Below are 26,553 nucleotides of genomic sequence, written 5' to 3' on the forward strand. Positions count from 1 at the left end.
ATGAAGGATCTGTTACCAGAAGTTACCACCCAGCTAAACGAAGTATTACGCGGCCTGCGCTTTTTTGTGCCCGAGCTGTATTTAGCCGCCTTGTTTATTTTGGTGCTGGTAACAGATCTTTTATTTGGTAAACGTTCGGCAAAATTATGCCGCGCGGTAGCAACGGGTGGTATGATGATTGTGATCGTACAGGTCATCAGTCAAAAATTAAGCCTCAACGCAAATGATACCGCCCGGTTTTTTAGCGGGATGTTGATGCTGCACCATACGGGCATTGTTTTTAAACTTATTATAGATGTGCTGGCGCTGATGCTGCTCTTCTACTTTGCGTGGGATAAGAAACTGGCATCGCACAAAAAAGGCTTGTCGGACTTGTACACTATTGTCATCGGCTCGGTATTGGGCTTACATTTAATGACCATGGCGGTAAATTTGCTGTCCATTTATTTGGCTATTGAAATGGTTTCCATTGCATCGTACCTGTTGGCAGCCTACCGTACCGATAATGCCAAAAGCACCGAGGCGGGTTTGAAATATGTACTCTTCGGCGCGACGGCATCGGCAGTAATGCTGTATGGTATTTCGCTTGTCTATGCCTTCTGTGGTTCGCTTGATATTTTCTCGCGCGAGATGCAGGAGGGGCTGATCCAGGTAAATCCTGTAAGCGTATCATTCGCGCTAACATTGATATTATTGGGAATTGGGTTTAAACTTTCGCTGGTGCCGGCGCATTTTTATGTGCCCGATGTTTATGAGGGCGCGGCAACTCCGGTAACGGCCTACCTGTCTACCTTACCAAAAATAGCAGCCTTTGCCTTGCTGATAAATTTCATCACACCGTTTATCACCTCCAGCGGGATGTATATTAACTGGGCGGGGTTAAACTTCAGGCTGGTATTATCTGCCGTTGGTATCGCTACCATGGTGGTGGGTAATTTTGCAGCGGTTTGGCAAAATAGTGTAAAACGGATGCTGGCCTACTCGGGCATAGCGCATACCGGTTTTGCCTTGATGGCCGTGGTAACCTTTAGCGGGCAAGGACTTACCGCGCTTACTTATTACCTGCTGGTTTACGGCCTGGCAAATATTGCCGCGCTTATGCTGGCCAACTATTTTGAAAATAACGAGGGCATCACCAACATAAGCGATTATAAAGGCCTCGGCTTTAAATACCCGCTGGCATCTGTAGCATTTGTAATAATATTGATCTCCCTAACGGGGATCCCCATCAGCGCGGGATTTACAGGGAAGGTTGTAGTATTTTCGGCAGTGTATGGCGTATACCAGCAAACGCATGATATCTGGCTGATGGGCATGCTGATAACCGGTGCGGTTACTACCGTTGTTGGTTTGTTCTACTACATCAAGATCCCGTTGAACTTATTTTTAAAACGCGTTGAAATTACCCCGAACGAAAATTTGCAATCGCGTAACCTGGTGATTTTTTCTTCTGTTGTTGCGTTATTGCTAATAATTTTTGGACTTATCCCCGATAAATTGATTAATTTATTGTAATTGTTTCATTTTTTATAAAATATCTACTAAAATTGTATAAATTGAGGCCGTTTTAATAAATGGTTTTAATTTGATATGAAACGTTACTTCCCCTTTTTTGTAATCCTTGTTATTTTATCACTTACGTTTATTTTTCCATCCGTAGAATACGATAAAACTGTAAAATCTAACTTTAATACCGGCGATATCGCCTGGATGTTAATGTCCACCGCGCTTGTTTTAATTATGACCCCCGGCCTTGCCTTTTTTTACGGCGGAATGGTGAATAAAAAGAATGTTATATCTACAATGCTGCAAAGTATTGTGTGTATGGTGATTATTACGGTGCTTTGGGGCATATTTGGCTTTAGTTTAGCCTTTGGCGATAGCATTGGCGGCGTAATTGGCAATCCATCTACCTTTTTTATGATGAAGGGCATGCTGGGCAACGCCAGCTGGAAAGCCGCACCAACTATCCCGCTGTTATTATTTGCCATGTACCAGTTAAAATTCGCCATTATTACCCCGGCGCTAATAACAGGTGCTTTTGCAGAGCGCATCCGTTTCAATTCATATATCATATTTTTGGTGCTGTTCAGCATCTTCATCTTCTCGCCATTGGCCCACGCCACCTGGCACCCGGATGGTGTATTAGCTAAACTGGGAGTGCTGGATTTTGCAGGCGGTACGGTGGTACACATGTCGGCAGGTTGGGCAGCATTGGCCTCAGCCTTATTCCTAAAACGCCGTAACGAAGCCAACCACGCACCCGCGCGCATCACTTATGTGATGATCGGTACGGGCCTGTTATGGTTTGGCTGGTTTGGTTTTAACGCGGGCTCTGCATTTGGCGCAAACCATTTGGCGGTAACCGCATTGGCAACAAGCACCACAGCATCTGCCGCGGCCGGTGTTACCTGGATCTTTTTTGATATGCTGCGCGGCCGCAAGCCATCGGCCATGGGTACTTGTATAGGTGCAGTGGTAGGTTTGGTTGCCATAACCCCGGCAGCAGGTTTTGTAAGTGTTCCGCATTCGCTGGCCATCGGTATCATATCTGCCGTGGTAAGTAACCTGGTTGTAGAATGGCGTACACGTACCACTATCGATGATACGCTTGATGTATTTCCTTGCCATGGTGTGGGCGGTATGGTAGGTATGTTACTAACCGGCGTATTTGCCAACCACAACGTAAATCCCGCCAACGTAACCGGCGACGGGTTATTCTTTGGTCACACCCATTTGTTTTTCATTCAGCTATTCGCGCTTGTAGCTACTTCCATATTCTCGTTCTTTGGGTCGGTGATATTGTTAAAAGTTACCGACATGATCTCGCCATTGCGGGTTTCTAAAGAAGATGAGGTTTTGGGATTGGATATCAGCCAGCACGGGGAGAAATTGTAAGGAGAAAAGCTCAAACGGAAATTTTTATGCAAGGAGACGTGAAGTATCGTGTCTCTACGAAAATCGATAATGTAGAAACGCGATACTTCGCGTCTTTGAACATGCCGAAACTTTTGGTCCGTTTTTGTGGCTAAAGCAAAGAAATGGCGTAGCTTCTTGAGTGCCAAAACAAAAATAAACACATTACGAAAAAATTAACATCTATAGGCTTATATACTTAGAACTGCCATTCCTAATAGAGCACTAATCGACGACTTTTCTATCGAGGATTGGCCACGCTATCACTCGCAATAACGCGCGGAGAGATAGCGACGAATGGTTCGACAGGCTCACCATTGCAATTGTGGTTACTTATACAACTCAGGTTTAAACCTTTTCGCTAATAGGCCTGTTGCTTTTTCGGTATCGACATCTGCAACCACAACACCGGCATGGCCGTAGGGCTGGTGGGCAACGCAAACGCCATCGGGCGCAATGATGGAACTGGTAGATTCCTGGAATTTCATGGCGTAGCCAACGCTTGCGAAGTAAATGGTATTTTCCAGCGCGCGCATCATCATGGCTTTTTCGTAGTAGGGGCTGTGGCTGTCGCCCCAGTCGGTTATTTGTTTACCGGTTGCATCGCTGCCGGTAAGGTGCGGGTGGAAAACCACCTGCGCGCCTTCGCGTGCCGCCCATCTTACAGATTCGGGGTAGCGGAAACCTTCGTGGCAAATGGTGATGCCGAATTTAAGGCCGTTCACTTCAAACAGGCTGCGTTGTGTTCCAGGCACCCAAAAATTATCTTCGCTTGGGTCTAACTGATTTTTGGTTTGATAACCCAGCACCTCGCCCGTTGGCGATATCACATGCGCGGTATTTAAAAACCGGTCTTCCTCGTAACAATCCATTGGGATGATAATGGCGATGGCATTAGCAGCCGCTATTTCGCACACTTTGTTTAACGCATCCAATAATTGCTGATGTGTGGCTTTCTCCGGTTTATGGTCGGTAAGCGGGTAGCCGGGAATAAATGATTCGGGGAAGCATACAATTACAGCGCCTTGCTGCGCGGCATCTCTTGAAAGATGATCAACCTGGTTTAAACCATCATGGATGGATGTGGGAAAAGTAGGAGAGGCAAGGGCTATTTTCATGCAGGTGAATTTAAGGAATTGTTTTTATAGTTTGTAGAATTTGCTCACCCCGCTGCACTTCGTGCGCGACCCTCTCTGGTGCGCAAAGAGGGTGAGGGAAAAAGCCTCTCCGGAGGAGAGGGCGCTAAAAGCTTTATCCTCTTTCCGCCAACAGCGAAGAAGGGTGGCCGGGCGAAGCAACGACCGGGTGAGTAAAAACACCCGCAAGGCTTGTTTAAAATAATAACAGGTTTTGGGTAGCCCCTACGGGGCAAAATAAATTTGTATTTATTTTTACAAAGCGGTAGCCCCCGATGGGGCATATCTGCTTAGTTAATGAGTTTCCTAATGTTTACGCATCAATGCCCCATCGGGGCTACCGCTTTGTAGGAAGCGTATTCTTATTTTATTACTCCGTAGGAGTTACCCTTATCGGCACAACCGCTCATCCATAAACCCGATAGGGGCGGATACCTGCACCTGCGCCCGCCCTAACAGGAGAACCAACGCTCTTTAAAAATCTATCAATTTTTTAAACGGGTAAATCAGGTTCAAACAATAATCGTCCCTATCCCACAAATTACGGTTCAAACAATCCCTGAAATCCGCTTATCCCGGTCTACTTTTCCACACTATAAAAAATACTAACTAATGACAATATGTTTAAACACTATATAAGATAAAATTTTACCTTTGCATGCTCATCCCAAATCATGAGCGATCAGATTAAACATGAATGCGGTGTGGCATTTATCCGCCTTTTAAAGCCACTCTCTTTTTATCAGAAAAAGTACGGGACTGCCCTGTACGGACTAAACAAGCTTTACCTTTTAATGGAAAAACAGCACAATCGCGGCCAAGATGGCGCGGGCGTTGCTACCATTAAACTGGATATTGAGCCTGGGAAGCGGTACATAAGCAGGCACCGGTCAATGGCGAGTAATGCTGTTGCTGATATCTTCGAATATATCCAGAAAAAGTTTGCTGAGATACAGAAGGAAACGCCTGAAAAAATGGCTGATACCGAATGGCTCAAAGAGCACGTAAGCTTTACCGGCGAAGTGTTGTTGGGCCATTTGCGTTATGGTACCCACGGTAAAAACAGTATCGAAAACTGCCATCCCTTTCTGCGCCAAAACAACTGGATGACCCGTAACCTGGTTATTGCCGGTAACTTCAACATGACTAATGTTGATGAACTGCTGCAGCAATTGTACGACCTTGGCCAGCACCCTAAAGAAAAGGCCGATACGGTGACCGTTCTTGAAAAAATGGGCCACTTTATTGACACCGAGGTACAGGGCTTGTTTGACCAGTACAAACGCGAAGGACTTGACGATAACGCCCAAATTAGCAAGCTAATTGCTAACGATATGGATGTTGCCAAGATCTTGCGAAAGTCGGCCAAAAACTGGGATGGTGGTTATACCATTGCAGGGATACTGGGCCACGGCGATGCATTTGTAATGCGCGACCCGGTTGGCATCCGCCCGGCTTACTATTATTATAACGACGAGATTGTAGTGGCCGCCTCTGAGCGCCCCGCTATCATGACAGCCTTTAACATCCCTATTGAGGAGATCAAGGAGATAAAACCTGGTCATGCCCTCATTGTTAAAAAAGATGGTAAGATAACCGAGGATATGTTTAGCGAGCCTTTAGAGAAAAAAGCATGTTCTTTCGAGCGCATCTATTTTTCTCGTGGCAGCGATGCTTCTATATACAAAGAGCGTAAACAGCTTGGCAGGTTGCTTTGTCCGCAGATATTGGATGCGGTAGAGAACGACGTTAAGAACACCGTATTCTCCTACATACCAAATACCGCTGAGGTGGCCTTTTATGGTATGGTGGAGGGGATTCACAAATACATCAAAAAATACCAGCGCGACAGGCTCCTGAACCGCGACGATAAAATTAGCGAAGAAGAATTGACAGAAGTTTTGGCACTTGCCCCACGTGTGGAGAAGATTGCCATTAAAGATGTTAAGCTCCGCACCTTTATTACCCAGGATGCCGACCGCAGCGAAATGGTTGCCCACGTTTACGATACCACTTACGGTTTAATAAACAAAGACGCCGATACGTTGGTGGTATTGGATGACTCCATCGTACGTGGTACTACTTTAAAACAAAGCATCCTGAAGATACTTGACCGCCTTGGCCCTAAAAAGGTTGTGGTGGTATCATCTGCCCCGCAGATCCGTTACCCGGATTGTTACGGTATAGATATGTCGCGCATGGGCGAGTTTGTGGCTTTTGAGGCTGCAATTAGCCTGTTAAAAGAGCAGGGCAAAGAGAACATCATTGTTGAGGTTTACCAGAAATGTAAGGATAGCTCTAAACTGGCTAAAGAAGATGTAGAGAACTATGTAAAAGCCATCTACGCGCCCTTTACCGACCAAGAGGTCTCTGACCGTATTGCCAAGATCATCACCCCGCCAAACATCACGGCCAAGGTACAAGTAATTTATCAAACCCTTGATAACCTGCACATAGCCTGCCCTGACCATGCCGGCGACTGGTACTTTAGCGGCGATTACCCAACCCCGGGCGGTAATAAGGTAGTAAACCGCGCCTTTGTTAACTGGATGGAAGGTAATAACCAAAGGGCTTATATGTAGAGATTAGTGGTTGGTGTCCCGATAGTTATCGGGAAGAGATTAGTTGCCAAATTTTTAAAATATCAAGAGCGATAGATTTCTATTGCTCTTTTTTGTTTACAATGTTTTTTCGTAGAGACGCGATACTTCGCGTCTCTTTGCCCCAGAATGGTTGCTTAACTAACCGCTGGTGCCGAAAATATAAAGTGTGTTACCAGCCTGTCAATCAAAACCAGTGAGGCGATGATAAGGGCTATACCGGCAATTTCGTTTAGGCGGTGCACAAATTTAGGCGATATTTTTTCGCGGAGTTTGTTGGCGTAAAAGGCCTTTACAGAATCAAGCCCAAATTGGATGATGAGTATGGTGAGGAACATGACCGCTATTTTGGCCGACCGGTGGTGAACGCCTGCATGAAACTGGGTACTGGCTACGCCGATAACCACCGTCCAATGCAGTAGCACGGTTGGGTTAAAAATGCACATCACAAAGCCTTTAAAAAAATAGCCCGCGTGGTTTATTTTGGTGGGGATGGTATTGTTGTAATTAACATCGGCCTTTTTAAAGATGTAGTAGATACCGATGGTGAAGAGAATGATACTACCAACAATGCCCGCTATGGTTTTATCATATGCCGATACATCAAAGTATTGCGACCCAAAAAGGATGGCGCCCACGAAAACCATATCGCTGGTTACTACGCCAAGGGCAAGTGATAAACCGGCATGAAACCCTTTTTCAATACTGGTTTTTATGAGAGCAAAAAAGACAGGGCCTGTTATAAACGTGAGCACTAATCCAAATCCAATTCCCGAAATAATGGCTTCTATCATTATGTAGGCTTATATATCCTGTTTTTCCCTACAGGTAAAAAATCAGGACACTAATATGCGACTTTTATCTGTTAAACAACAAAACTTAATGCTTGGATTTATATTTTGAAAATTTTATAGCCATAATTATAAAATTTGATTTATGTTTAGTGTTTCAAACACACCAATTAGTATTAACCTTAATTAAACAATGGCACAAGACAACTCTAAGAGTAATGGTTCGGCTTTATATACCATCATTACCGTGTTTTTCTTTTGGGGCTTTTTAGCAGCTTCGAATGGTATTTTTATCCCTTTTTGTAAAGCACACTTCAGCTTAACACAGTTCGAATCTCAACTGATAGATTTTACTTTTTACGGTGGCTATTTCATCGGTTCGTTAATACTTTACTTTGCTTCATCGGCAACCAAAGTAGATATACTTAATAAGATAGGGTATAAGAACGGTATCATTTACGGTCTTTTAATCTCGGCTGTAGGCGCGCTGATCATGATCCCGGCTATCAACTCGGGTTCGTTCGCATTCATCTTATTCACTTTCTTTGTTATCGCATTAGGTTTCTCGTTACAGCAAACAGCTGCCAACCCGTTTGTGGTGGCGCTTGGTAGCCCCGAGACCGGTACCCACCGCTTAAACTTTGCGGGTGGTGTAAATAACTTTGGTAGTATCTGGGGCCCGGTAATTGTGGGTTTCGTGCTGTTTGGCTCGGCATCGGCAAAGATTCCGGCATCTGAGGTTAAAATAGCATCGGTAAATACCTTATATATTATCCTTGCTGTGTTGTTCCTGGCAGTTGCTTTGTTTTTCTGGCTATCAAAACTACCAAGCGTAACCAGCGACGAAAAGATAGAACCAAGCAACAAAGCGAACACTCCTCTGGGTATCATATTTGTGGCGTTCCTGCTTATTTTAGCTGCAACCCCGCTTGCACAAGCTACAGGAATCCATAAACAATATTTTGTTTATGCTTCATTAGCCATCATCTTATTCACTCTTGTAGGCACATCATCTGCAGCCGGTAAAGGCGGCCAGGGTTGGGGCGCTATGCAATACCCGCAGTTGGTTTATGGTATGCTTGCCATATTTACTTACGTAGGTGTTGAGGTTACTATCCAAAGTAACATGGGTGCGTTATTAGAGACCCCTGCCTTTGGTAATTTTAAAACCGACCAGGTAGCGCCGTTTATCTCATTATACTGGGGTAGCTTAATGGTAGGCCGCTGGACGGGTGCCATTGCGGCGTTCAGTCTTTCAAAAGCAACTAAATTGATCTTAACCATCGTTATTCCATTTGTAGCATTTGGTGTGGTACTTATTGTTAACCGTATCAGCGGTACCGATGTTAGCATGCTTTACCCATACGCAGGTTGTGTAGCTTTATTAGTTATTGGCTTCCTGATGGGTAACCAAAAACCGGTACGTACACTGGCTATTTTCGGCATACTGGGTGCTGTATTTATGGTGATCGGCTTAATGACTACAGGCATGGTTGCGGTATTCGCATTTATTAGCGGTGGCTTATGCTGCTCTATCATGTGGCCATCCATCTTCTCATTATCGGTTACCGGTTTGGGTAAATACACCAGCCAGGGCTCGGCATTTTTGATCATGATGATCCTGGGTGGTTCAATTATTCCACCGGTACAGGGTATCCTTGCCGATGGTATTGGTATCCACAAATCATACATTATCCCGGTTATTGGGTTTGCTTACCTTGCATTTTTTGCATTTAAAGCCGGCGCCATCCTTAAAAAACAAGGTATCGACGTTGACAACCTGGAAGCAGGCGGAGGACACTAATTTTTATTGTCTGAACTCGAATTAAGCGAATTAATTGAATTTTAGGATTCTGTTAATTCGCTTAATTATTTATTAATTTGATTTCAGATTACCAATGACACAACATGAAACCCAGTTTCGAACATATTTTCATGAACCTGGCGACCGACCTGGCTCAACGCTCTCATTGCGTAAAGGCCCAGGTCGGTGCCGTTTTAGCTAAAGACACGCGCATTATATCCATTGGGTATAACGGCCCGCCTGCAGGTACCCATAACTGCGACGAGGAGTGGCCTGGGCAAGGCTGCGCCCGCGACTCTAAAGGCAGCTGCTCGCTTGCCCTGCACGCCGAAGAGAACGCCATCCTATACGCTGTAAAGAACGGTGCTAACCTGGAAGGCGCTACGTTGTACACCACGCTATCGCCATGCCTGCCCTGCGCAAGGCTGATATTTTCTGCAGGCATCAAACATGTCTATTTCGATAAATCATACGCCCAATATAAAGGCTTAACCAGCGATGAAGGGGTTGATTTTTTGAATAGGTTTGGGGTGAATGCGGTGCAGTTTACAGGGGAGGGAAGAGAAACAGGAGGTTAGGAATCAAGAGGCATGAAAGTAAGCCTTCAGCTTTACGCTTTTAACGCCTCAATCTTATCCAGTGCGAACTGCAGCTGCTGCTCGGGGGTGATGTTGGTATTATCTAATATAATGGCATCATCGGCGCGTACAAGGGGGCTTTCCTCGCGGGTGGTGTCCTGGTAATCGCGGTGGGCGATGTTCTCAAATATATCCTCTAAAGTAACCTCGGGGTTTTTAGCGTGGATCTCGTTATAACGGCGCTCGGCACGGATCTTTGGGTCGGCAGTCATGAAGATCTTTAGAGGCGCATGCGGGAATACCGCGGTGCCAATATCGCGGCCATCCATCACAATATTTTTTGATTTACCCATGCGTTGCTGCTGTTTCACCATCTCACGGCGCACCTCTTTCAGGGCAGCTACCGCGCTTACCTTTTCGGATACCGGCATCTGGCGGATCTCTTCAGAAACCTCTTCGTCGTTTAGGGTGATATGGGTTTCGTAATCGCGCGAGTGGAAATTAAGGTGGATGTTTTTCAGGGCTTCCTCAATTTGGGCGTGATCGGTAAGATCAATATTGTTCCTCAAAAAGTATAGAGCCACGGCACGGTACATTGCGCCGCTATCCACATAAATATAATGCAATTTTTTGGCTAATGCCTTGGCCAATGTGCTTTTACCGCATGATGAGTAGCCGTCGATCGCTACAATAATATTGTTGTTCATTGAGGAACGAAGTTAATAATTTTTGGTTACTGGTGAATGGTTGATTAAGTTGATTGGTGAATAGTTGGATGGAGTTATTAAAAGAATGGTTGATAAAAAACAACCACTCACCACTTAACCCAATCAACCACTAACTATATTTACACCTATGAATTTAACTAAGGCCGACCTGCAAAAAGAAATTTCTTACAAAACATCGCGTAGTGGGGGCAAAGGCGGGCAAAACGTAAACAAGGTATCAACCAAGGTGGAACTGCTTTTTAGCATTGATGACAGTATCCTGTTAACCGATGAGGAAAAACTAACGCTTACCCAAAAGCTGCAAACCCGTTTTAATAAGGACGGCCTGGTACAAGTAATTTGCGATGAAGAACGCAGCCAATACCTCAACAAAGAGATTGCAGTAGAACGCCTCATCGTGCTCATCACCAACGCCCTGCACAAACCAAAAGTGCGTAAACCTAGTAAAGTTAGCCGCACGGCAAAACTCGCCCGCCTCGGCAACAAAAAGATTCAGTCCACCAAAAAAGCCGACCGTAAAAAGAATTTTGATTTTTAATGTGGATGCTTACTTACCCGTAAAGGTATAATCGGTAACAATTTTAATTTCAATCAGCTTATTATTCTTAAAAATATAGTAATGCTGGATGCCATCTACGGTAGAGATCAGTTTAATGAAATTTACAGCAATTGAAGGAGTTTTATTAAATAGGAGCGCCAACAACTCTTCTTTAGACATGCCAATATGAATATTATTTAGGAAATGAAAGTTGTTATCAAAAATATTTGCAGATACAATCTCCTGGTATGTAGTTTCGTCGCTTTTGTAAAATTTTATGATACTTTTAGCAGTGCTTATTTGTGTTATGGCTGTACTATCCTTGTTACCCCAATTAATTAAATAGATATTCTTTACGGAGCTATGTACTATCGACTGTTTAATATTTGTTACGTTACTATGTTTGCCAAACGGGTAATAAAGGTCAGGGGTGCCGGTTATTATCTTTAAAGTGTCCCCATTAAAAAGAATTTCAGCAATATCCACGCCCGGTTTTTGCGATTTTTCAAGAAGTTTTCTCAACGATGCGGTATCTGTTTTAATTACAGTCGCTGATGCTGTTTTATTATCAGTTAGAGTAGCTTTTTGTGGTTTTGGATTACAAGAAAACAGCGCGCTAAGCACCAATAACACCAAAATATTTTGCTTCATTTATTTTAATTAAACCTATACAGCGCCGTTATAGATCCCCACTGATGGGTGTTTTTTACCTGCTGTTTCACCTCGCGGGTATTTACCACCGCGCCAATATCAAACACCAAGCGGCTGGTGGTAAAAGCAACCCCCAGTTGATTGCTGAATACGAAGTGGTTAATGTCGCCAACAATTTCTTGCGTGCCGGGCTCCGGGTGGTCCTTAAAGATATTGCCCTGCACGGTGGCATCATACAATATTCCGTTTATTTGCGGCTTATAGTAAAAGAAAAGTTCCTGGTTATGAAGTAAGGTGTTGCTTGTGTTTTTACTCGCCGTACTTTGCGTACTTACCGAATTAAATAACTGGTTAAAATTACCCAAGCGGAACATTGGCCCAATACCCGCTGCATTAAAGCCCGTACCGGCGTTGATATAACCAGCTGCAGTAACGTCCACCCATGAAGCACGGGCAAGTAATTTGTTCACTTCGAGGCTTAAGTTTACCTGCGCGGCGTTACGCACCTGGTACTGCCAGGTGTTCAATTCGTAAAAGCCGAATGTATTGTGGATGAATTTTTGGATAGGGTAACCGCCTGCTGCCGGGCCAACCATGCCAATTTTTGCAGATAGCTTTACGGTAGTTTCATTTTTATACAACACATTGCCCGATAAGCCCAGGTATAAGTAACCCGCAACAGGCCTGTCCACAAAATCTGCAGAAGGCAACTGGCCCGACTGCGCGTTATAGATCTTTTGTCCCAACTCTAAACCAAACACGGCATTAGCCATATTAGGTTTAAGACGTTTAACATCAGCCGCATGGCGATAGTACAGGAAAAATCCATTGGTGTAATAACGGTCGGACCCCTGGCCCAAAAAAGAATCGTTGTCCGCCTGGAAACCGATCTCGTGGCCGCGGGTTTGGGCATACGTGCTGATGCCCGCTAACAGGCAAACGGCTATTAGGAAAAGCTTGTTTTTCATTTTGAAATTTAAGGGTGCGCTAATGTAAAAAAAGCAGCGTATTATTTCTTTGCTTTCGGTTTATTTTTAAACGTAGCCAAAACTCATATAAGGCCAAAACTGGTATTGTTTTTTGCTTGTAGCCATAGGGCCACCGCCCGCTCTGAAAGTAAATCCACCTTTAAGAGGTTGGTATCGGTAGCCAACGTTTAAACTGCCGATTATGCCGGTTTGCCCATGTAACTTAGGCACATAATTTACCGGGTGTGGGTTAGATTCGCTGTTGTCGCTGTAGAAAAATATATCTTCTATTGCATTGAAATGGAAAAAAGTTACTCCTGCGCCCAACTCCAGGTAATGGCCTTTTTTGCCCGCTAAATAATTTACAATAACCGGGACAGTAATTAAATTCTCATTTTGTTTGCGCGGAAAATAGCTTATACCGGCGCGTATACCAAGCCCATTTTGCGTTTTACTAAAACGGGCGTCATAATTTATTGAATACAGTACGCCGGGCCGGCCGGCTTCAAAATAGATGCTTTTACCCCGGCGGTTAAAAAGCGTTTTGTAAACCGAATCTTTTTTTAGTGAGTCTTTTGCTGTTGTTAGGATTTTTTGTGCGTTGGATATGTCGCAAATGAATAGGAATGTTGCAAATAAAATGGAACGTAGTAAAAATTTCCTCATAAGAGTTAGCTATTGGCTTTTAATCTCTATGTTCCCTCTTGAGAGGGGTTAGGGGTGTGTTCTTAAACTATTCAAGTTTCCTAACACACCCCTGCCATTTCACGGTCTTTCGCGCCCCCTCTCAAGAGGGGAACCTGCTATGTTTTTCACTTAACCAACCACTGGCTTTACTTCCTTTTCCTTAACAGTAAGGTCAAGTGGCTCGCTTACCAGATCAGTTAGCAGGGCAAGGTTTATTACCTCGCGCATATCGGTAACGTAATGGAATTTCAGGTCGGTGATGTAATCTTCTTTGATCTCCAGGATGTCTTTCTGGTTAGATTTGCAGAGGATGATCTCCTTAATATTGGCGCGTTTGGCTGCCAATATCTTCTCTTTGATACCACCTACAGGTAATACACGGCCGCGCAGGGTTATCTCCCCTGTCATGGCCAGATGTGGTTTTATTTTACGTTGGGTAAATGCCGATACCAATGCGGTAAGCATTGTAACACCTGCCGATGGGCCGTCTTTAGGAGTGGCGCCTGCCGGTACGTGCACGTGGATATCCCATTGCTCAAATAGTTTGGGGTTGATGTTAAAGTAACCCGCATGCGCGCGCAAATAAGCTAACGCAATGGTTACCGATTCCTTCATTACATCGCCAAGGCTACCGGTTATGGTAAGCTTGCCATTGCCCGGGCTTAGGCTTGCCTCAATAAACAATATGTCGCCACCAACGGATGTCCAGGCCAAACCTGTTACCACACCTGCGGTGTCGTTGTTTTCGTAAAGGTCTTTATCGTAGAATGGTGCGCCCAATATCTTCTCCACCTCTTTTTTGGTGACCAATACATTATAAGGCTCTTCCATCGCGATGTTTTTAGCCACGCCGCGGATCACCGATCCTATCCGTTTCTCCAGCGTACGCACGCCCGATTCACGGGTATAGTCTTCTATCAGTTTCTCCAGCACATCGACCTTTACTACCACATCCTTAAGCGTTAAACCGTGGGCTTCGCGCTGTTTTGGTAATAGGTGTTTCTTGGCTATCTCAATCTTTTCTTCAATGGTATAACCGTTCACCTCAATGATCTCCATCCTGTCTAACAAGGCAGGCTGTATGCTGCTCAGCGAGTTTGCGGTAGCGATGAACATCACGTTGGATAGGTCGAAATCCATCTCCACATAGTTATCATAAAAAGTACTATTCTGTTCAGGATCAAGCACCTCTAACAAGGCAGATGATGGGTCGCCACGGAAATCGGTGCTTACCTTATCTATCTCATCCAGTATAAATACCGGGTTAGCCGCGCCGGCTTTTTTTACCGACTGGATGATTCTGCCCGGCATAGCACCGATATATGTTTTACGGTGCCCGCGGATCTCTGCTTCATCGCGCACTCCACCCAAAGCCATGCGTACATACTTGCGGCCTAACGCTTTCGCAATAGATTTACCTAATGAAGTTTTACCAACTCCCGGAGGGCCAACCAAACAAAGGATAGGTGCTTTCATGTTATGTTTCAACTTCAGCACCGCTAAATATTCGATGATGCGCTGTTTTACCTTATCAAGGCCAAAGTGATCCTTATCCAATACCTTTTGGGCCCTTTTAAGGTCGAAATTATCCTTTGTAAAGTCGTTCCATGGCAGGTCAAGCAACAGCTCTAAATAGTTTATTTGTACCGAGTAATCTGCCGCGGCGGGGTTGGTGCGAACCAGTTTTTCAAGCTCTTTGGCAAAGTGGGTTTTAACCTCTTTGTCCCATTTCTTTTTCAGGGCACGCTGGCGCAGATTCTCGATCTCCAGATCGGGAGAAGTGCCACCCAGCTCTTCCTGAATGGTTTTTAGCTGCTGATTCAGGAAGTAATCACGCTGCTGTTTGTCCAAATCAACACGTACTTTGGTCTGAATTTGGTTCTTTAGTTCCAGCATCTGCAGGTCGAGCGTCAAATGTTCCAGCACCATATTTATCCTGTCGCGCAGGCTGGCAGTTTGTAGCAGGGCCTGTTTTGCTGCCATATCCGCATTCATATTTGATGATATGAAGTTGATGAGGAAAGATGTGCTTTCGATGTTACGGATAGCTATACCTGCCTCGCTCGGGATGTTTGGCGATAGCTGTATAATGTTCATAGCCATATCTTTAACAGACGATACCATGGCTTTAAATTCTTTGTCCTCTTTAGCCTTTACCTCTTTAAACGGTGTGATGCTTGCTTTAATGTAAGGCTCGGTTTGTACCTCTTCCTTTAATGTAAAACGCTTTTTACCCTGCAATATCACGGTGGTGTTACCATCGGGCATTTGCAGCATTTTGATGATGAGGGCAATGGTACCAACCTTGTTTAGCTGGTCAAAAGTTGGGTCTTCAATACTTACATCCTGCTGGGAAACAACGCCAATAAGGCGGCTGCCTTTGTTAGCATCGCGGATAAGCTTGATGGATTTATCGCGGCCAACAGTAATAGGGATCACAACACCGGGAAACAACACGGTATTGCGCAGCGGCAGTATAGAAATTATATCGGGTACCTCTTCATTATTCATTTCCGCCTCATCCTCTGAAGACATCAGCGGGAAAAACTCGGAATCTTCATTAATGGAGGGCATGGTATTCTTAAAATCGAATGGATCAAAACTCATCAATCACCTTTTATGTATGGTAACAACGTCATAATGGCAGGCACGGAAACTCCGGACTTGCAAATACAGGTTAATTGCCAATAGTTATATATTTAAATATACAGTTTCAAGAGCTATGCCAATATAAGTTAATTGCCCCGGGTAAATGACACACATTTGTAAATGGTTGATTTTTTGGCGTTTGTGAAGGTAAAATAAATGTGGGTGGTTTTTGGTGGGATTTGAGGAAAGTGGAAAAAAAGTCATGTGCGGTTGTGGACGATAAACTTTCCAAAACCCTCTTTCCGCGCAGTGCAGAGAGAGTGGTTGAGCGAAGCAACAGTCCCGATAGCTATTGGGAGGGTGAGTAGACTGTGCGGTTTGCAATTTGGTCGCGCTCCTATTTTACTCACCCCGACTACGCTACGCTGGCCGATCCTCTCTGCTGCGCAAAGAGGGTAAAAAAGGTTTTTCAATTCCATCATTGGGGAGGGAGGGGTTTCTATGCTGTTTTTGTAAAGCACATACAGTGACAGTGGATAATAATTTGGCTAAAGCCGCTTTTACAGTTGGCTTATCCATGGCTGAAGCCAATGGCAATTATATTGAAGATCCCTTCATTGCCGCCCCATTTATGGGGCGGATGGCAACTTGAAATGTTCCCGGCTTTAACCAAAGTCTTCGGCTAATCCCCTTTTATTCAAATAAGTTGTATGTAATTCTAAAATTATTAACAAATTGCACGCCTGGGATAATAATTTAACACATTGTTAGTTAATATATTGTTACTGGATAATACCCGCTAATTAAATATGAGGCTGTCGGCTATAATTTCTTTGATCCTGTTTACATCGGTGGAGACACTATCGGCACAAAATGCCTACGTAAAAATGGGGCAGCAGGCTTTTATGGATGGCAATTTTAAAGCCGCCGTAAAACAGCTGGAGAAAGCATGTATTGTAGATAGCACAAATGCCAATGCCTATTGGATGCTGGGTTATTCATATTATCACAGTGAAAACTACCGCAAATCCATAGCTGCATACACCAAAGTGATTTTTATTAACCCGATAGATGCCACCGCATATTATTACCGTGCGCGTGCCAAAGGTTATTTAGGGAAAGATACTTTCCTGTCGCCGCAAGAGCGCGAGAAACACCTGTTGGGCGCAATATTCGATTTGACCAAAGCCATCTCCATTGATCCTAACGACCATGGTAAATGCTTCCAGACCCGTGGTATTGCTTACCGTGAGTATGGTGTATTTAAATTGCAGCCTGGTGCTACCTTTGATAAAGCGCGTGGCGTAAACTCGCTAAGAGCATCTATTACCGATCTGGAAAAAGTATTGGCCGATAACCCCGGAAGGTCTGATATCTCTACACTGATAGAGCTATCCAAAGAAAAACTGGCAACCGCCAACGGGCATCATTAATTTATAAAACTGCCATTTATCCGGTAGTTGTTCGCACCCATCACTTTCACTTTCTGGTTTTTTTCAATGCTGTAATAGGCATTTGGTACGTAAACCAATTTCTCGCTGGTGTTGTACAGGATGTTGTGCGTGTTGTTAACGATAGCGATCTCGGTAACCTGCCCCGCTTTTTTGCGGACTACAATTTCACGGGTTTTTAACTCCGGGAATTTGGCTTTGTAAACAGTGCTGTCGGCATTACTTTGCACATTGTAGCTTTGTTTCCAGGCGGGTTTGTTGATGTCGCTTTCGGTAAACAGGTTAAGCTCCTTTTTCCAGCTGGCAATGCGTACCTTTTTGCTTTCGGTATCGCCGTTATGGGCTACGGATTTGTTTACCTCGGGGTTTTGTTTGGTAAGCAGGGTATCCTGTTTGCCAAAATAGCCCTTCAGGTCAAAGTACTGCAGCTCGGCGCCAGTTTCCTTTATTTCGGGCTTATTACAGGCGTAGCTGCCGCATAAAAGCAGCAGCACGCTTGTATAAATAGTATATTTTGAGAATGGTTTATACCAATACATTACCGGTCATTTCTTCGGGAATGGCTACACCCAAAATTTGCAGTACGGTAGGGGCAATGTCACCCAGTTTACCATCTTTTACCTGTTTAACATCGCTGTCGATAATGATACAAGGTACCAGGTTAGTAGTGTGGGCCGTATTTGGCGAACCATCTTCGTTAATCATGTAATCGGCATTACCGTGGTCGGCAATAATGATGAACGAGTAGCCTGTTTTTAAACCGGCTTCGACAACCGCTTTACAGCAGGCATCAGCAGTTTCAGCAGCTTTCATCACCGCGCTAAAAACGCCTGTGTGGCCAACCATGTCTGTATTGGCAAAGTTCAGACAAACAAAATCGGGCCAGCCGGCTTCTAGTTCGGGGATGATCGCATCACGGATGCCTTCGGCACTCATTTCGGGTTGCAAATCGTACGTTGCCACCTTTGGCGATGGTACTAATAGGCGTTTCTCATCAATAAATTCCGTTTCGCGGCCACCCGAAAAGAAGAATGTTACGTGCGGATATTTCTCGGTTTCAGCAATGCGGATCTGTTTTTTACCGGCACCTTCTAAAACCTCGCCCAATGTTTTGCTCAGGTCATCCTTACGGAAAACTACCTTCACATTTTTAAAGGTTTCATCGTACGATGTCATGGTCACATAGTGGATGTCCAACGGCTTCATATCATACTCCGGGAACTCCTTTTGGGTAAGCGCCTGTGAAATTTCGCGGCCCCTGTCCGTACGGAAGTTGAAGCAGATCACCACGTCGCCATCTTTAATTACTGCGATGGGTTGGCCGTTCTCGTCAACCTTAACAATAGGTTTTATAAATTCATCGGTAACACCATCCGCATACGATTTTTGGATAGACGCTAAAATATCGTCGGTAGCAGTACCTTCGCCCTTAACCATCAGGTCGTAAGCCAGTTTAACGCGTTCCCAGCGGTTATCGCGGTCCATAGCGTAATAGCGGCCAATGGCTGATGCTAAACGCGCCGGCGAATCGGCAATGTGGTTCTCCAGATCAGTGATGAATTTTAATCCCGAATTTGGGTCGGTATCACGGCCATCTAAAAAGGCATGGATAAATACTTTCTCGAGCCCTAAAGCCTTAGTAGCATCTGTTAAGCCTTTAAGGTGATTAATGTGGGCATGTACGCCGCCATCGCTCACCAGGCCAATCAGGTGCAGGTCTTTATCGTTTTCTTTAGCATATTTAAATGCATCAAGTATGGTTTCATTTTGTATAAACTCGTTATCAATAACGGCTTTGTTTATACGGCCCAGCTCCTGGTAAACCACGCGGCCGGCGCCAAGGTTCATGTGCCCTACTTCCGAGTTACCCATTTGTCCTTCCGGTAAACCTACGGCAAGGCCCGATGCCTCCAGTTTGGAGTTTGGATACTGCGCTATCATCGAATCGAAGAACGGCGTGTTTGCCGCTACAATAGCGTTTGATCTGTCGTTACGGCCGTAACCCCAGCCATCAAGTATAATTAAAGCAACTTTTTTTATTTTTTCCACAATGCAAATATAAAAGCAACGTTTATACATTGTAGTTTAAACACCGCTTTATTTTTACCGGTGCAACAATTCTTTAGTTTATTGGTCATATAAATGATGAAACTAAAACATCTGCCATTGCTTACCTTGCTTTTTTTGCTGCCCATGGTAGCAAGAGCGGATACTATTGATAAGATCACCGACCTTTTAAAAACAGGGAACGCCCAGGAAATTGCCATATACTTTGCCCCCAATGTAGATATCAGCATCAGCGAAGCGAGTAATTCCTATTCAAAAACGCAGGCCGAAATGATATTGAATAAGTTTTTTAAAGATAACAAACCTCACACGGCCAAACTGTTACATCGCGTTAGCTCCAATCCTAACTATAACTTCGGCGTATATATTTTAACTACCGAAAAAGGTAAGTTCAGGGTCTCGTGCACGCTTAAGGAAGTTAATAAGGTGATGCAGATCATGGAGTTGCGAATTGAAACAGAAAAACCTAATTAATGCGCAATTGTTCTTACTTTTGAAACTCAAAAAACAAAGGTTTGGACAAACAAATTATTCACCAGTTCATCGTTAATGCTTTAAGTGAAGATGTTGGCGACGGCGACCACACATCACTATCGACCATTGAAGTAGGCACACAAGGCAAAGCAAAATTATTAGTTAAGGATACCGGGATACTGGCAGGCGTTGAGTTGGCTTTAGAGATCTTTAGCGAGGTTGACCCAAACCTAAAGGTTACCGTATTTTTAAATGATGGTGCCGAAGTTAAACCAAAAGATATTGCCCTTGAAGTAGAAGGCGACGCGCAGGCCATTTTAAAGGCCGAGCGCCTAGTGCTTAACTGCATGCAGCGCATGAGCGGCATTGCCACTACCACCCATCAAATTGTAGACCTTTTAAAAGGTACAAATACCAAAGTTTTAGATACCCGTAAAACCACACCCGGTATGCGCTACCTGGAGAAATGGGCCGTGCGCATAGGCGGGGGGATTAACCATCGTTTTGGTTTGTACGATATGATTCTGATCAAGGATAACCATGTAGATTATTCGGGGGGCATCCGCCAGGCAATAGAGAACGCCAATAAATACCTTGCCGATACAGGTAAAAAACTGGCTATTGAAATTGAAGTGCGGAACATTGAAGAGTTGGAACAGGTTTTGCAAACAGGGAAGGTAAACCGTATTTTAATTGACAATTTTAATTTTGACGACCTGAGGCAGGCCGTTAACATGATACAGGGGCGCTACATTACCGAAGCATCCGGAGGGATCACCATTGATAACATTCGCGATTATGCCGATTGCGGCGTGGATTATGTATCGGTTGGGGCATTAACGCATTCTATAAAAAGTTTAGACCTCAGCTTAAAAGCTGTAAAATTATAATGATATATTGCGGTAGTATAACATCAATTTAATAATATTGCAGGCAGATGCTATCAGTCTACTCGATTTCGGCTCTTATTGCGGCTTATCTTTTCGGATCAATTCCTACTGCAGTATGGATAGGGCAAGCATTCTACCATATCGACGTACGCGAATATGGCAGCGGTAACGCCGGTGCTACAAACACATTCAGGGTTTTAGGTAAAAAGGCGGGTATCCCCGTAATGCTGCTGGATATTTTAAAAGGATGGACAGCCACTAACCTCGCTTATATTGTTGGTACAAGTGTAACCGGGCCTTTCAATTCGGTAGCGTTTGTTAATTTGCAGTTGGCCTTGGGTGTGGCTGCTGTTATGGGCCATTTGTTCCCGGTATTCGCCGGTTTTAGGGGTGGTAAAGGTATCGCCACACTTTTTGGAATGATATTAGCTATAAACTTACCGGCTGCCTTACTTTGCGTTGCTGTATTTATTACAACGTTGCTAATAACGCGTTATGTATCACTTTCATCAATATTAGCCGGTTTTATTTACCCTATCGGGATAACGTTTGTTTTCCATGTGAGTATTAAATCGGTCATTATTTATGGGATGTGTATATTTATACTGGTATTGGTAACGCATCAAAAAAATATAGAGCGATTATTGAAGGGCAAGGAGTCGAAAGTTAATTTATTTAAAAAGAAAATCACTACCTAACTCACCATGAAGAGAATGAAACCCCTACTGGCACTGGCTATAATAGCTATTGCAACTTATGCCTGTTCAACCGTTCCGCTTACAGGCCGCTCACAACTTAGTTTAGTAAGCGACGACCAGATTAACCCCGCCGCGGCGCAAAGTTATCGTACGCTATTATCAGACCCCAGCACCAAAGTTATTAATACCGGTACCGATGCCCAGCGCGTAAAACGTATAGGCAGCCAGCTTGCAATAGCTATCGACGCTTATTTAAAAGCAAACGGTTACGGTAGCCAGTATAACTACCAATGGGAATTTAACCTGATCCAAAGCAAAGAAATTAACGCATGGTGTATGCCGGGTGGTAAAGTTGCCGTATATAGTGGCATACTACCGGTTACCCAAACAGACGCAGGCCTTGCAACCGTTATGGGCCACGAAATTGGCCATGCTATTGCCCACCACTCTGCCGAGGCGCTTTCACAGCAAATGGCTGTACAGGCGGGCGGTACTGCAATTGGCGTAGCAACAGGCAATAAATCACAATCTATACAAGCTATTATCGGCACACTTTACGGTGTAGGCGGCCAGTTAGCTACCCTAAAATATTCGCGAGATAAAGAGAACGAGGCCGATAGGCTTGGTTTAACCTTTATGGCAATGGCTGGTTACGACCCACGCCAGGCCGTTAGCTTTTGGCAACGTATGGCCGCCCAAAACCAGGGCGCCCCACCTGAGTTTTTAAGCACCCACCCAAGCGATGCTACCCGTATAGCCAATATTCAAAGGTTGGTACCCGAGGCGATGAAGTATTATAAAGGAAAATAGGGTTATTTATGACTAAGTTTTAAAGGGCTGCAACAATATCGTTGTGGCCTTTTGTTGTTTTAAGGTAAATTAGTAGATGCTCAAAAACACAACAATAAATAATAAGTTCTACTATCATGGCTATTTCTAAATCTCGTTTTCTCACAGCCCAATGGCGCAACCTGGTGATGCTTAATTACGAGGTTGACCCAGAGATATTGAAACCTTACCTGCCCGCCGCTACCGAGATCGATCTTTGGGAGGGAAAGGCGTTGGTTAGTATGGTAGGCTTTATGTTTCAGGATACGCGGGTGCTGGGCATCAAATGGCCATTCCATGTCAATTTTGAGGAAGTGAACCTGCGCTTTTATGTGCGCCATTTCGATGGTAAGGAATGGAAACGCGGGGCGGTTTTTGCGAGCGAGATTGTCCCCAAAAGTATCATCGTGGTTATTGCTAATACGCTTTATAAAGAGCATTACCGCGCCTGCCCTATGCGGCATTCGATCACAAAATCGGGCTCTAACCATACGCAATTTTTATACGAATGGAAGGTGAATGGCAAATGGAACAAACTTGGCGCTACGGTACGCAATAGCCTAACATCAATACCGCCGGGCAGCCCCGAAGAATTTATTTTTGAGCATTATTGGGGCTACAACCGCTTAACCGATTATAAAACAATGCAGTACCAGGTAGAGCATATTTCCTGGCAAATTGCCGAGGTTAAAGACTTTGTTTTTGAAGCGGATATTAAAGAGTTATATGGCGAAGCCTTTGAGCCGTACCTGAGCGTTAAACCCTACTCTGCATTTTGGGCGAATGGCTCGGAGATCGCGGTGAGGATAGGGGATAAGTTGGTGCTGGATGAGATGTAGCCGGGATAAATAAAAGTATGTCATGGTGAGCCTGTGAAACCATTCGTCGCTTCATAAGTCTTCGAAAAGCTCAGACTGACAGGAATGTTTTACATCTCGCTGCTTAACCCCAAAACCTCCAAAATAGCTTTTGCTTTCAACAAACATTCCTCGTATTCCCGTTCCGGGCTGGCGTGGTAGGTGATGGCGCCGCCTACGTGGAACGACAGATATTTTTTGGTGCTGTTGTACAGGAGCGTGCGAATCACTACGTTAAAATCAAAATCACTATCAGGACTAAAATAACCTATCGCGCCGGAATATACGCCGCGTTTGCTGCGTTCGTATTCTTCCATCAGCTGCATGGCGCTTATTTTGGGCGCGCCCGTCATGCTGCCCATGGGGAATGTGTTTTTTACAGCATCAACGGTCGATACATCATCCCTCAGTTCGCAAACTATGGTTGACACCATTTGGTGTACCTGCTTAAAACTTTGGATGCCGTATAGTTCTTCGGTTTTAACCGTGCCGGGCTTGGCTGAATGGGTAAGATCGTTACGCACCAAGTCTACAATCATGACGTTTTCCTGCAATTCCTTCGGGTGGTTGCGCAATTCTTCGATGATGGTTTTATCTATGGCCTCGTCCGCATCCCGCCTTGCGGTACCTTTGATGGGTTGGGAAATGAGTTTGCTACCACGTTTAGCCAAAAAACGCTCGGGAGAGGCGCACATAATGTAGTTGCCTTTCCATTTAAAAAAGGTAGAAAAGGGAGTAGGTGATACGCTATTAAGGTTTTGAAAGATGGATAGCGGGTCTATCTCGCTGTCTTCCGCATAAAACTCCTGGCAAAAGTTGGTTACATATATATCACCGCGTACAATGTGGTTTTGAATTTTCTCTACCGTTTCTATATACTCAGCCTTGCTGAAACGGGGTTGTATATTGATGGTTTTAACAGGTATAGTGGACGAGGGTTCGAATCCCTCCGCCTCCACTAACTTTCGGATTTCCGTTTCATTCTCCCCAATTATCTCAACCGTATTTTCTTTGATGCTGATCAGGATCTCGGGTGCAAAAAAGTAAAGGTCGGGAAAGTTGAGATGGTCTAAATTGTTGGATCGCAGGTTCTCCACCTCATTCTTCAAGTCGTACCCTAGGAAGCCTGTTATCCAGCCGGGGGTGGCGTTTTTAAATTGGGATAGCTGCACGAATGCATCTCCTGCATTGGCTGTAAGTTCGGCTTTGGCACCAATGGCTATCACTGTATCAAACTTGCCGTAGGGGTCGTTAAAGCTGTTGCTGTCGAGATAGCACAGGGTGTCAAATTTTGTTGCCCATGCAAGCACCTTTTGTTTAAATAAAGCTACGTCGGTTACCTCGGTTATCACGCCACAAAAATAGTTAACTAAATATAAAAGGCCCCGATAAATCGAGGCCTTTTGAATGTTTAATTGAAATATCTTTTAGTGCAATACCAAAGTCTGCTTTCTATCCGGGCCTACAGATAACCATTTGATTGGTACTTCCAATTCAGCCTCTAAATACGCGATGTATGCCTGCAGTTTTGCCGGGATCTCATTTAATTCAGTAATGCCGGTAATATCTTCTTTCCAACCATCAATTTCTTTTAAAACAGGTACAGCATCAACCGAGCAAATATCGTACGGCATGTAATCTATCTGTTCGCCTAAATAGTTGTAATGGGTGCAAGCGTAGATCTTATCGAAACCGCTTAGCACATCAGCCTTGGTCATTACCATTTGGGTAACACCGTTCAGCATAATGGCATATTTAAGTGCAGGAAGGTCTATCCAACCGCAACGGCGTGGCCTGCCTGTGGTAGCACCAAACTCGTGTCCTATACGGCGCAGTTCTTCGCCCATTTCGTCGTTCAATTCGGTAGGGAAAGGGCCTCCGCCAACGCGGGTACAGTATGCTTTAAAAATACCTATCACGTCACCAATTTGGCGCGGGGCAATACCTAAACCGGTACAGGCACCTGCTGCGGTGGTATTTGATGAGGTAACGAAAGGATAAGAACCAAAATCAATATCCAGCATAGCACCCTGTGCGCCTTCTGCCAATACCTTTTTGCCTTCTTTTATATAGTTGTTCACCAAATGCTCACTATCAACCAGCGGGAATTTTTTGATCAGCTCAATAGCTTCAAAAAATGCTGCTTCACGCTCGCTAAAGTCGGCAACTTCGCCGTACATAGCTTGCAGCATCGAGGTATGTTTATCAACCAGTTTCTGGTAGCGCTCTTTAAAATCGGGCAGGGTGATGTCGCCAATGCGCAAACCATTACGGCCTGTTTTATCCATGTAAGTTGGGCCAATACCTTTTAAGGTAGAACCAATTTTGCCGTCGCCCATTTTCTTTTCAGACGCGGCATCCAGCAACTGATGGGTTGGCAGGATCAGGTGAGCCTTTTTGGCTATCATCAAATTCTTTTTGGCAAGCAGGTCGTGGCCGGCATCTTTCAGTTTATCAAGCTCTTTTTTAAGCGTGATAGGGTCGATAACAACGCCATTGCCAATGAGGTTCATGGTGTTGTCAAAGAAAATACCCGAAGGAATGGTGTTCAGTACAAATTTTTTGCCTTCAAACTCTAAGGTGTGGCCGGCATTTGGGCCGCCCTGGAAACGTGCTATCAGGTCGTAACCCGCGCTTAGTACATCAACAATTTTACCTTTACCTTCGTCGCCCCACTGGAGGCCTAATAATACGTCAACAGCCATTAAATGATATCTTTATCTTGAAAATAAGTTTGAATGATTATGAATTATTGCGCTTTCCTGTCGCAAAAACCTTCGCGCAGTTTAGTGCAGTTACCGTAAAGGTTTAGGGAGTGGTGTTTAATTTCGAACTTTAAAATATCGCCCATCATGCTTTGAATCTGCTGGATCCGCGGATCGCAAAACTCAACCACTTTACCGCAATCGATACAGATGATGTGATCGTGCTGTTTGTAGCCGTATGATTTTTCGAACTGGGCCATGTTTTTGCCAAACTGATGTTTGGTTACCAGATCACACGATACCAGTAATTCGAGGGTGTTATAAACCGTAGCGCGGCTTACGCGGTATTTCTTATTCTTCATGTGGATGTATAACGATTCCACATCAAAATGGTCTGTCCTTGAATATATCTCTTCAAGTATGGCGAAGCGTTCCGGGGTTTTCCGGAGGCTTTTGTTTTCGAGATAAGCCTCGAAAATCTTTTTCACCAACGCAATGGTTTCCTGTACAGGCATAATGTTAAATTAACAGAACAAAGGTATTAAATATTTTAGTTTTTAGAGGCAAGAATCGGGAAGTCAAGAGTCAAGATGCAAA

24 protein-coding genes are annotated in these 26,553 nt (G+C 44.4%); 12 read left to right on the plus strand and 12 right to left on the minus strand.

Annotation, left to right across the window (positions count from 1 at the left end):
• Both RHM67_RS07065 and RHM67_RS07070 read left to right on the plus strand, forming a co-directional pair.
• Nucleotides 1-1,515, plus strand: a complete 1,515-nt coding sequence (locus tag RHM67_RS07065) for an NADH-quinone oxidoreductase subunit N (RefSeq protein WP_322231401.1) — start codon at nucleotides 1-3, stop codon at nucleotides 1,513-1,515.
• Nucleotides 1,516-1,590: 75 nt separating this feature from the next.
• A complete protein-coding gene (locus RHM67_RS07070) occupies nucleotides 1,591-2,898 on the plus strand; it encodes an ammonium transporter (protein WP_322231402.1) in 1,308 nt (435 codons plus the stop codon).
• A 347-nt stretch (nucleotides 2,899-3,245) separates the two neighbouring features.
• On the opposite strand, the gene RHM67_RS07075 is transcribed toward RHM67_RS07070, so the two are convergent.
• Nucleotides 3,246-4,034: a carbon-nitrogen hydrolase family protein gene (locus tag RHM67_RS07075; RefSeq protein ID WP_322231403.1), complete on the minus strand. Its 789-nt coding sequence runs from the start codon at nucleotides 4,032-4,034 to the stop codon at nucleotides 3,246-3,248.
• 692 nt (nucleotides 4,035-4,726) lie between these two features.
• On the opposite strand from RHM67_RS07075, the gene RHM67_RS07080 reads away from it, so the two are divergent.
• Complete coding sequence (locus tag RHM67_RS07080; RefSeq protein ID WP_322231404.1) at nucleotides 4,727-6,634, plus strand: class II glutamine amidotransferase; 1,908 nt, start codon at nucleotides 4,727-4,729, stop codon at nucleotides 6,632-6,634.
• Between the two features lie 155 nt (nucleotides 6,635-6,789).
• Here RHM67_RS07080 and RHM67_RS07085 read toward each other — a convergent pair whose 3' ends face one another.
• On the minus strand, nucleotides 6,790-7,446 hold the full coding sequence (locus tag RHM67_RS07085; protein ID WP_322231405.1) for a LysE family translocator: 657 nt from the start codon (nucleotides 7,444-7,446) through the stop codon (nucleotides 6,790-6,792).
• Nucleotides 7,447-7,636: 190 nt separating this feature from the next.
• On the opposite strand from RHM67_RS07085, the gene RHM67_RS07090 reads away from it, so the two are divergent.
• Both RHM67_RS07090 and RHM67_RS07095 read left to right on the plus strand, forming a co-directional pair.
• Nucleotides 7,637-9,247: an MFS transporter gene (locus RHM67_RS07090; protein WP_252758179.1), complete on the plus strand. Its 1,611-nt coding sequence runs from the start codon at nucleotides 7,637-7,639 to the stop codon at nucleotides 9,245-9,247.
• Between the two features lie 104 nt (nucleotides 9,248-9,351).
• On the plus strand, nucleotides 9,352-9,825 hold the full coding sequence (locus RHM67_RS07095; protein WP_252758180.1) for a deoxycytidylate deaminase: 474 nt from the start codon (nucleotides 9,352-9,354) through the stop codon (nucleotides 9,823-9,825).
• Nucleotides 9,826-9,857: 32 nt separating this feature from the next.
• Here the strand turns inward: RHM67_RS07095 and cmk are convergent, their stop codons facing one another.
• Complete coding sequence (gene cmk, locus RHM67_RS07100; RefSeq protein ID WP_322231407.1) at nucleotides 9,858-10,532, minus strand: (d)CMP kinase; 675 nt, start codon at nucleotides 10,530-10,532, stop codon at nucleotides 9,858-9,860.
• A 148-nt stretch (nucleotides 10,533-10,680) separates the two neighbouring features.
• Between cmk and arfB the strand changes: the two genes are divergently transcribed.
• Nucleotides 10,681-11,091: an alternative ribosome rescue aminoacyl-tRNA hydrolase ArfB gene (arfB, locus tag RHM67_RS07105; protein ID WP_322231408.1), complete on the plus strand. Its 411-nt coding sequence runs from the start codon at nucleotides 10,681-10,683 to the stop codon at nucleotides 11,089-11,091.
• A 9-nt stretch (nucleotides 11,092-11,100) separates the two neighbouring features.
• Here arfB and RHM67_RS07110 read toward each other — a convergent pair whose 3' ends face one another.
• The 4 genes from RHM67_RS07110 to lon form a co-directional block, all read right to left on the minus strand.
• Nucleotides 11,101-11,742 (minus strand): hypothetical protein, encoded by a 642-nt coding sequence (locus RHM67_RS07110; protein ID WP_322231410.1) that lies wholly within the window; start codon nucleotides 11,740-11,742, stop codon nucleotides 11,101-11,103.
• Nucleotides 11,743-11,747: 5 nt separating this feature from the next.
• On the minus strand, nucleotides 11,748-12,710 hold the full coding sequence (locus tag RHM67_RS07115) for a lipid A deacylase LpxR family protein (RefSeq protein ID WP_322231411.1): 963 nt from the start codon (nucleotides 12,708-12,710) through the stop codon (nucleotides 11,748-11,750).
• A 66-nt stretch (nucleotides 12,711-12,776) separates the two neighbouring features.
• Entirely contained in the window at nucleotides 12,777-13,376 is a 600-nt protein-coding gene (locus RHM67_RS07120; RefSeq protein WP_322231412.1) for a hypothetical protein, read from the minus strand.
• A gap of 150 nt (nucleotides 13,377-13,526) precedes the next feature.
• Nucleotides 13,527-16,004: an endopeptidase La gene (gene lon, locus RHM67_RS07125; RefSeq protein WP_416182868.1), complete on the minus strand. Its 2,478-nt coding sequence runs from the start codon at nucleotides 16,002-16,004 to the stop codon at nucleotides 13,527-13,529.
• A 791-nt stretch (nucleotides 16,005-16,795) separates the two neighbouring features.
• Here lon and RHM67_RS07130 point away from each other — a divergent pair.
• Nucleotides 16,796-17,419, plus strand: coding sequence for a tetratricopeptide repeat protein (locus RHM67_RS07130; RefSeq protein ID WP_322231414.1), 624 nt, complete (start codon nucleotides 16,796-16,798; stop codon nucleotides 17,417-17,419).
• On the opposite strand, the gene RHM67_RS07135 is transcribed toward RHM67_RS07130, so the two are convergent.
• Together RHM67_RS07135 and gpmI are read right to left on the minus strand one after the other, a co-directional pair.
• A complete protein-coding gene (locus RHM67_RS07135; protein WP_322231416.1) occupies nucleotides 17,416-17,931 on the minus strand; it encodes a hypothetical protein in 516 nt (171 codons plus the stop codon). The two genes, RHM67_RS07130 and RHM67_RS07135, sit on opposite strands and share 4 nt — an antisense overlap.
• Before the next feature lie 31 nt (nucleotides 17,932-17,962).
• On the minus strand, nucleotides 17,963-19,516 hold the full coding sequence (gpmI, locus tag RHM67_RS07140; protein WP_322231417.1) for a 2,3-bisphosphoglycerate-independent phosphoglycerate mutase: 1,554 nt from the start codon (nucleotides 19,514-19,516) through the stop codon (nucleotides 17,963-17,965).
• 63 nt (nucleotides 19,517-19,579) lie between these two features.
• On the opposite strand from gpmI, the gene RHM67_RS07145 reads away from it, so the two are divergent.
• From RHM67_RS07145 to RHM67_RS07165, 5 genes are all read left to right on the plus strand, one after another.
• On the plus strand, nucleotides 19,580-19,978 hold the full coding sequence (locus RHM67_RS07145; RefSeq protein WP_322231419.1) for a DUF4783 domain-containing protein: 399 nt from the start codon (nucleotides 19,580-19,582) through the stop codon (nucleotides 19,976-19,978).
• A 41-nt stretch (nucleotides 19,979-20,019) separates the two neighbouring features.
• Nucleotides 20,020-20,868: a carboxylating nicotinate-nucleotide diphosphorylase gene (gene nadC / locus RHM67_RS07150; RefSeq protein WP_322231420.1), complete on the plus strand. Its 849-nt coding sequence runs from the start codon at nucleotides 20,020-20,022 to the stop codon at nucleotides 20,866-20,868.
• Between the two features lie 47 nt (nucleotides 20,869-20,915).
• On the plus strand, nucleotides 20,916-21,566 hold the full coding sequence (gene plsY / locus RHM67_RS07155) for a glycerol-3-phosphate 1-O-acyltransferase PlsY (RefSeq protein ID WP_252758190.1): 651 nt from the start codon (nucleotides 20,916-20,918) through the stop codon (nucleotides 21,564-21,566).
• A 6-nt stretch (nucleotides 21,567-21,572) separates the two neighbouring features.
• Nucleotides 21,573-22,376: a M48 family metallopeptidase gene (locus tag RHM67_RS07160; RefSeq protein ID WP_322231421.1), complete on the plus strand. Its 804-nt coding sequence runs from the start codon at nucleotides 21,573-21,575 to the stop codon at nucleotides 22,374-22,376.
• Nucleotides 22,377-22,492: 116 nt separating this feature from the next.
• Nucleotides 22,493-23,233 carry a DUF2071 domain-containing protein gene (locus RHM67_RS07165; RefSeq protein ID WP_322231422.1) on the plus strand — a complete coding sequence of 247 codons (741 nt, stop codon included), beginning with the start codon at nucleotides 22,493-22,495 and terminating at the stop codon, nucleotides 23,231-23,233.
• 89 nt (nucleotides 23,234-23,322) lie between these two features.
• On the opposite strand, the gene RHM67_RS07170 is transcribed toward RHM67_RS07165, so the two are convergent.
• From RHM67_RS07170 to RHM67_RS07180, 3 genes are all read right to left on the minus strand, one after another.
• A complete protein-coding gene (locus RHM67_RS07170; RefSeq protein WP_322231423.1) occupies nucleotides 23,323-24,603 on the minus strand; it encodes an anthranilate synthase component I family protein in 1,281 nt (426 codons plus the stop codon).
• Between the two features lie 75 nt (nucleotides 24,604-24,678).
• Entirely contained in the window at nucleotides 24,679-25,956 is a 1,278-nt protein-coding gene (locus tag RHM67_RS07175; RefSeq protein WP_322231424.1) for an adenylosuccinate synthase, read from the minus strand.
• Nucleotides 25,957-26,000: 44 nt separating this feature from the next.
• Nucleotides 26,001-26,471, minus strand: coding sequence for a Fur family transcriptional regulator (locus RHM67_RS07180; protein WP_252758195.1), 471 nt, complete (start codon nucleotides 26,469-26,471; stop codon nucleotides 26,001-26,003).
• Between the last annotated feature and the right edge of the window lie 82 nt (nucleotides 26,472-26,553).

It is taken from the genome of Mucilaginibacter sp. 5C4 (assembly GCF_034345625.1).
Taxonomy (GTDB): domain Bacteria; phylum Bacteroidota; class Bacteroidia; order Sphingobacteriales; family Sphingobacteriaceae; genus Mucilaginibacter; species Mucilaginibacter aurantiaciroseus.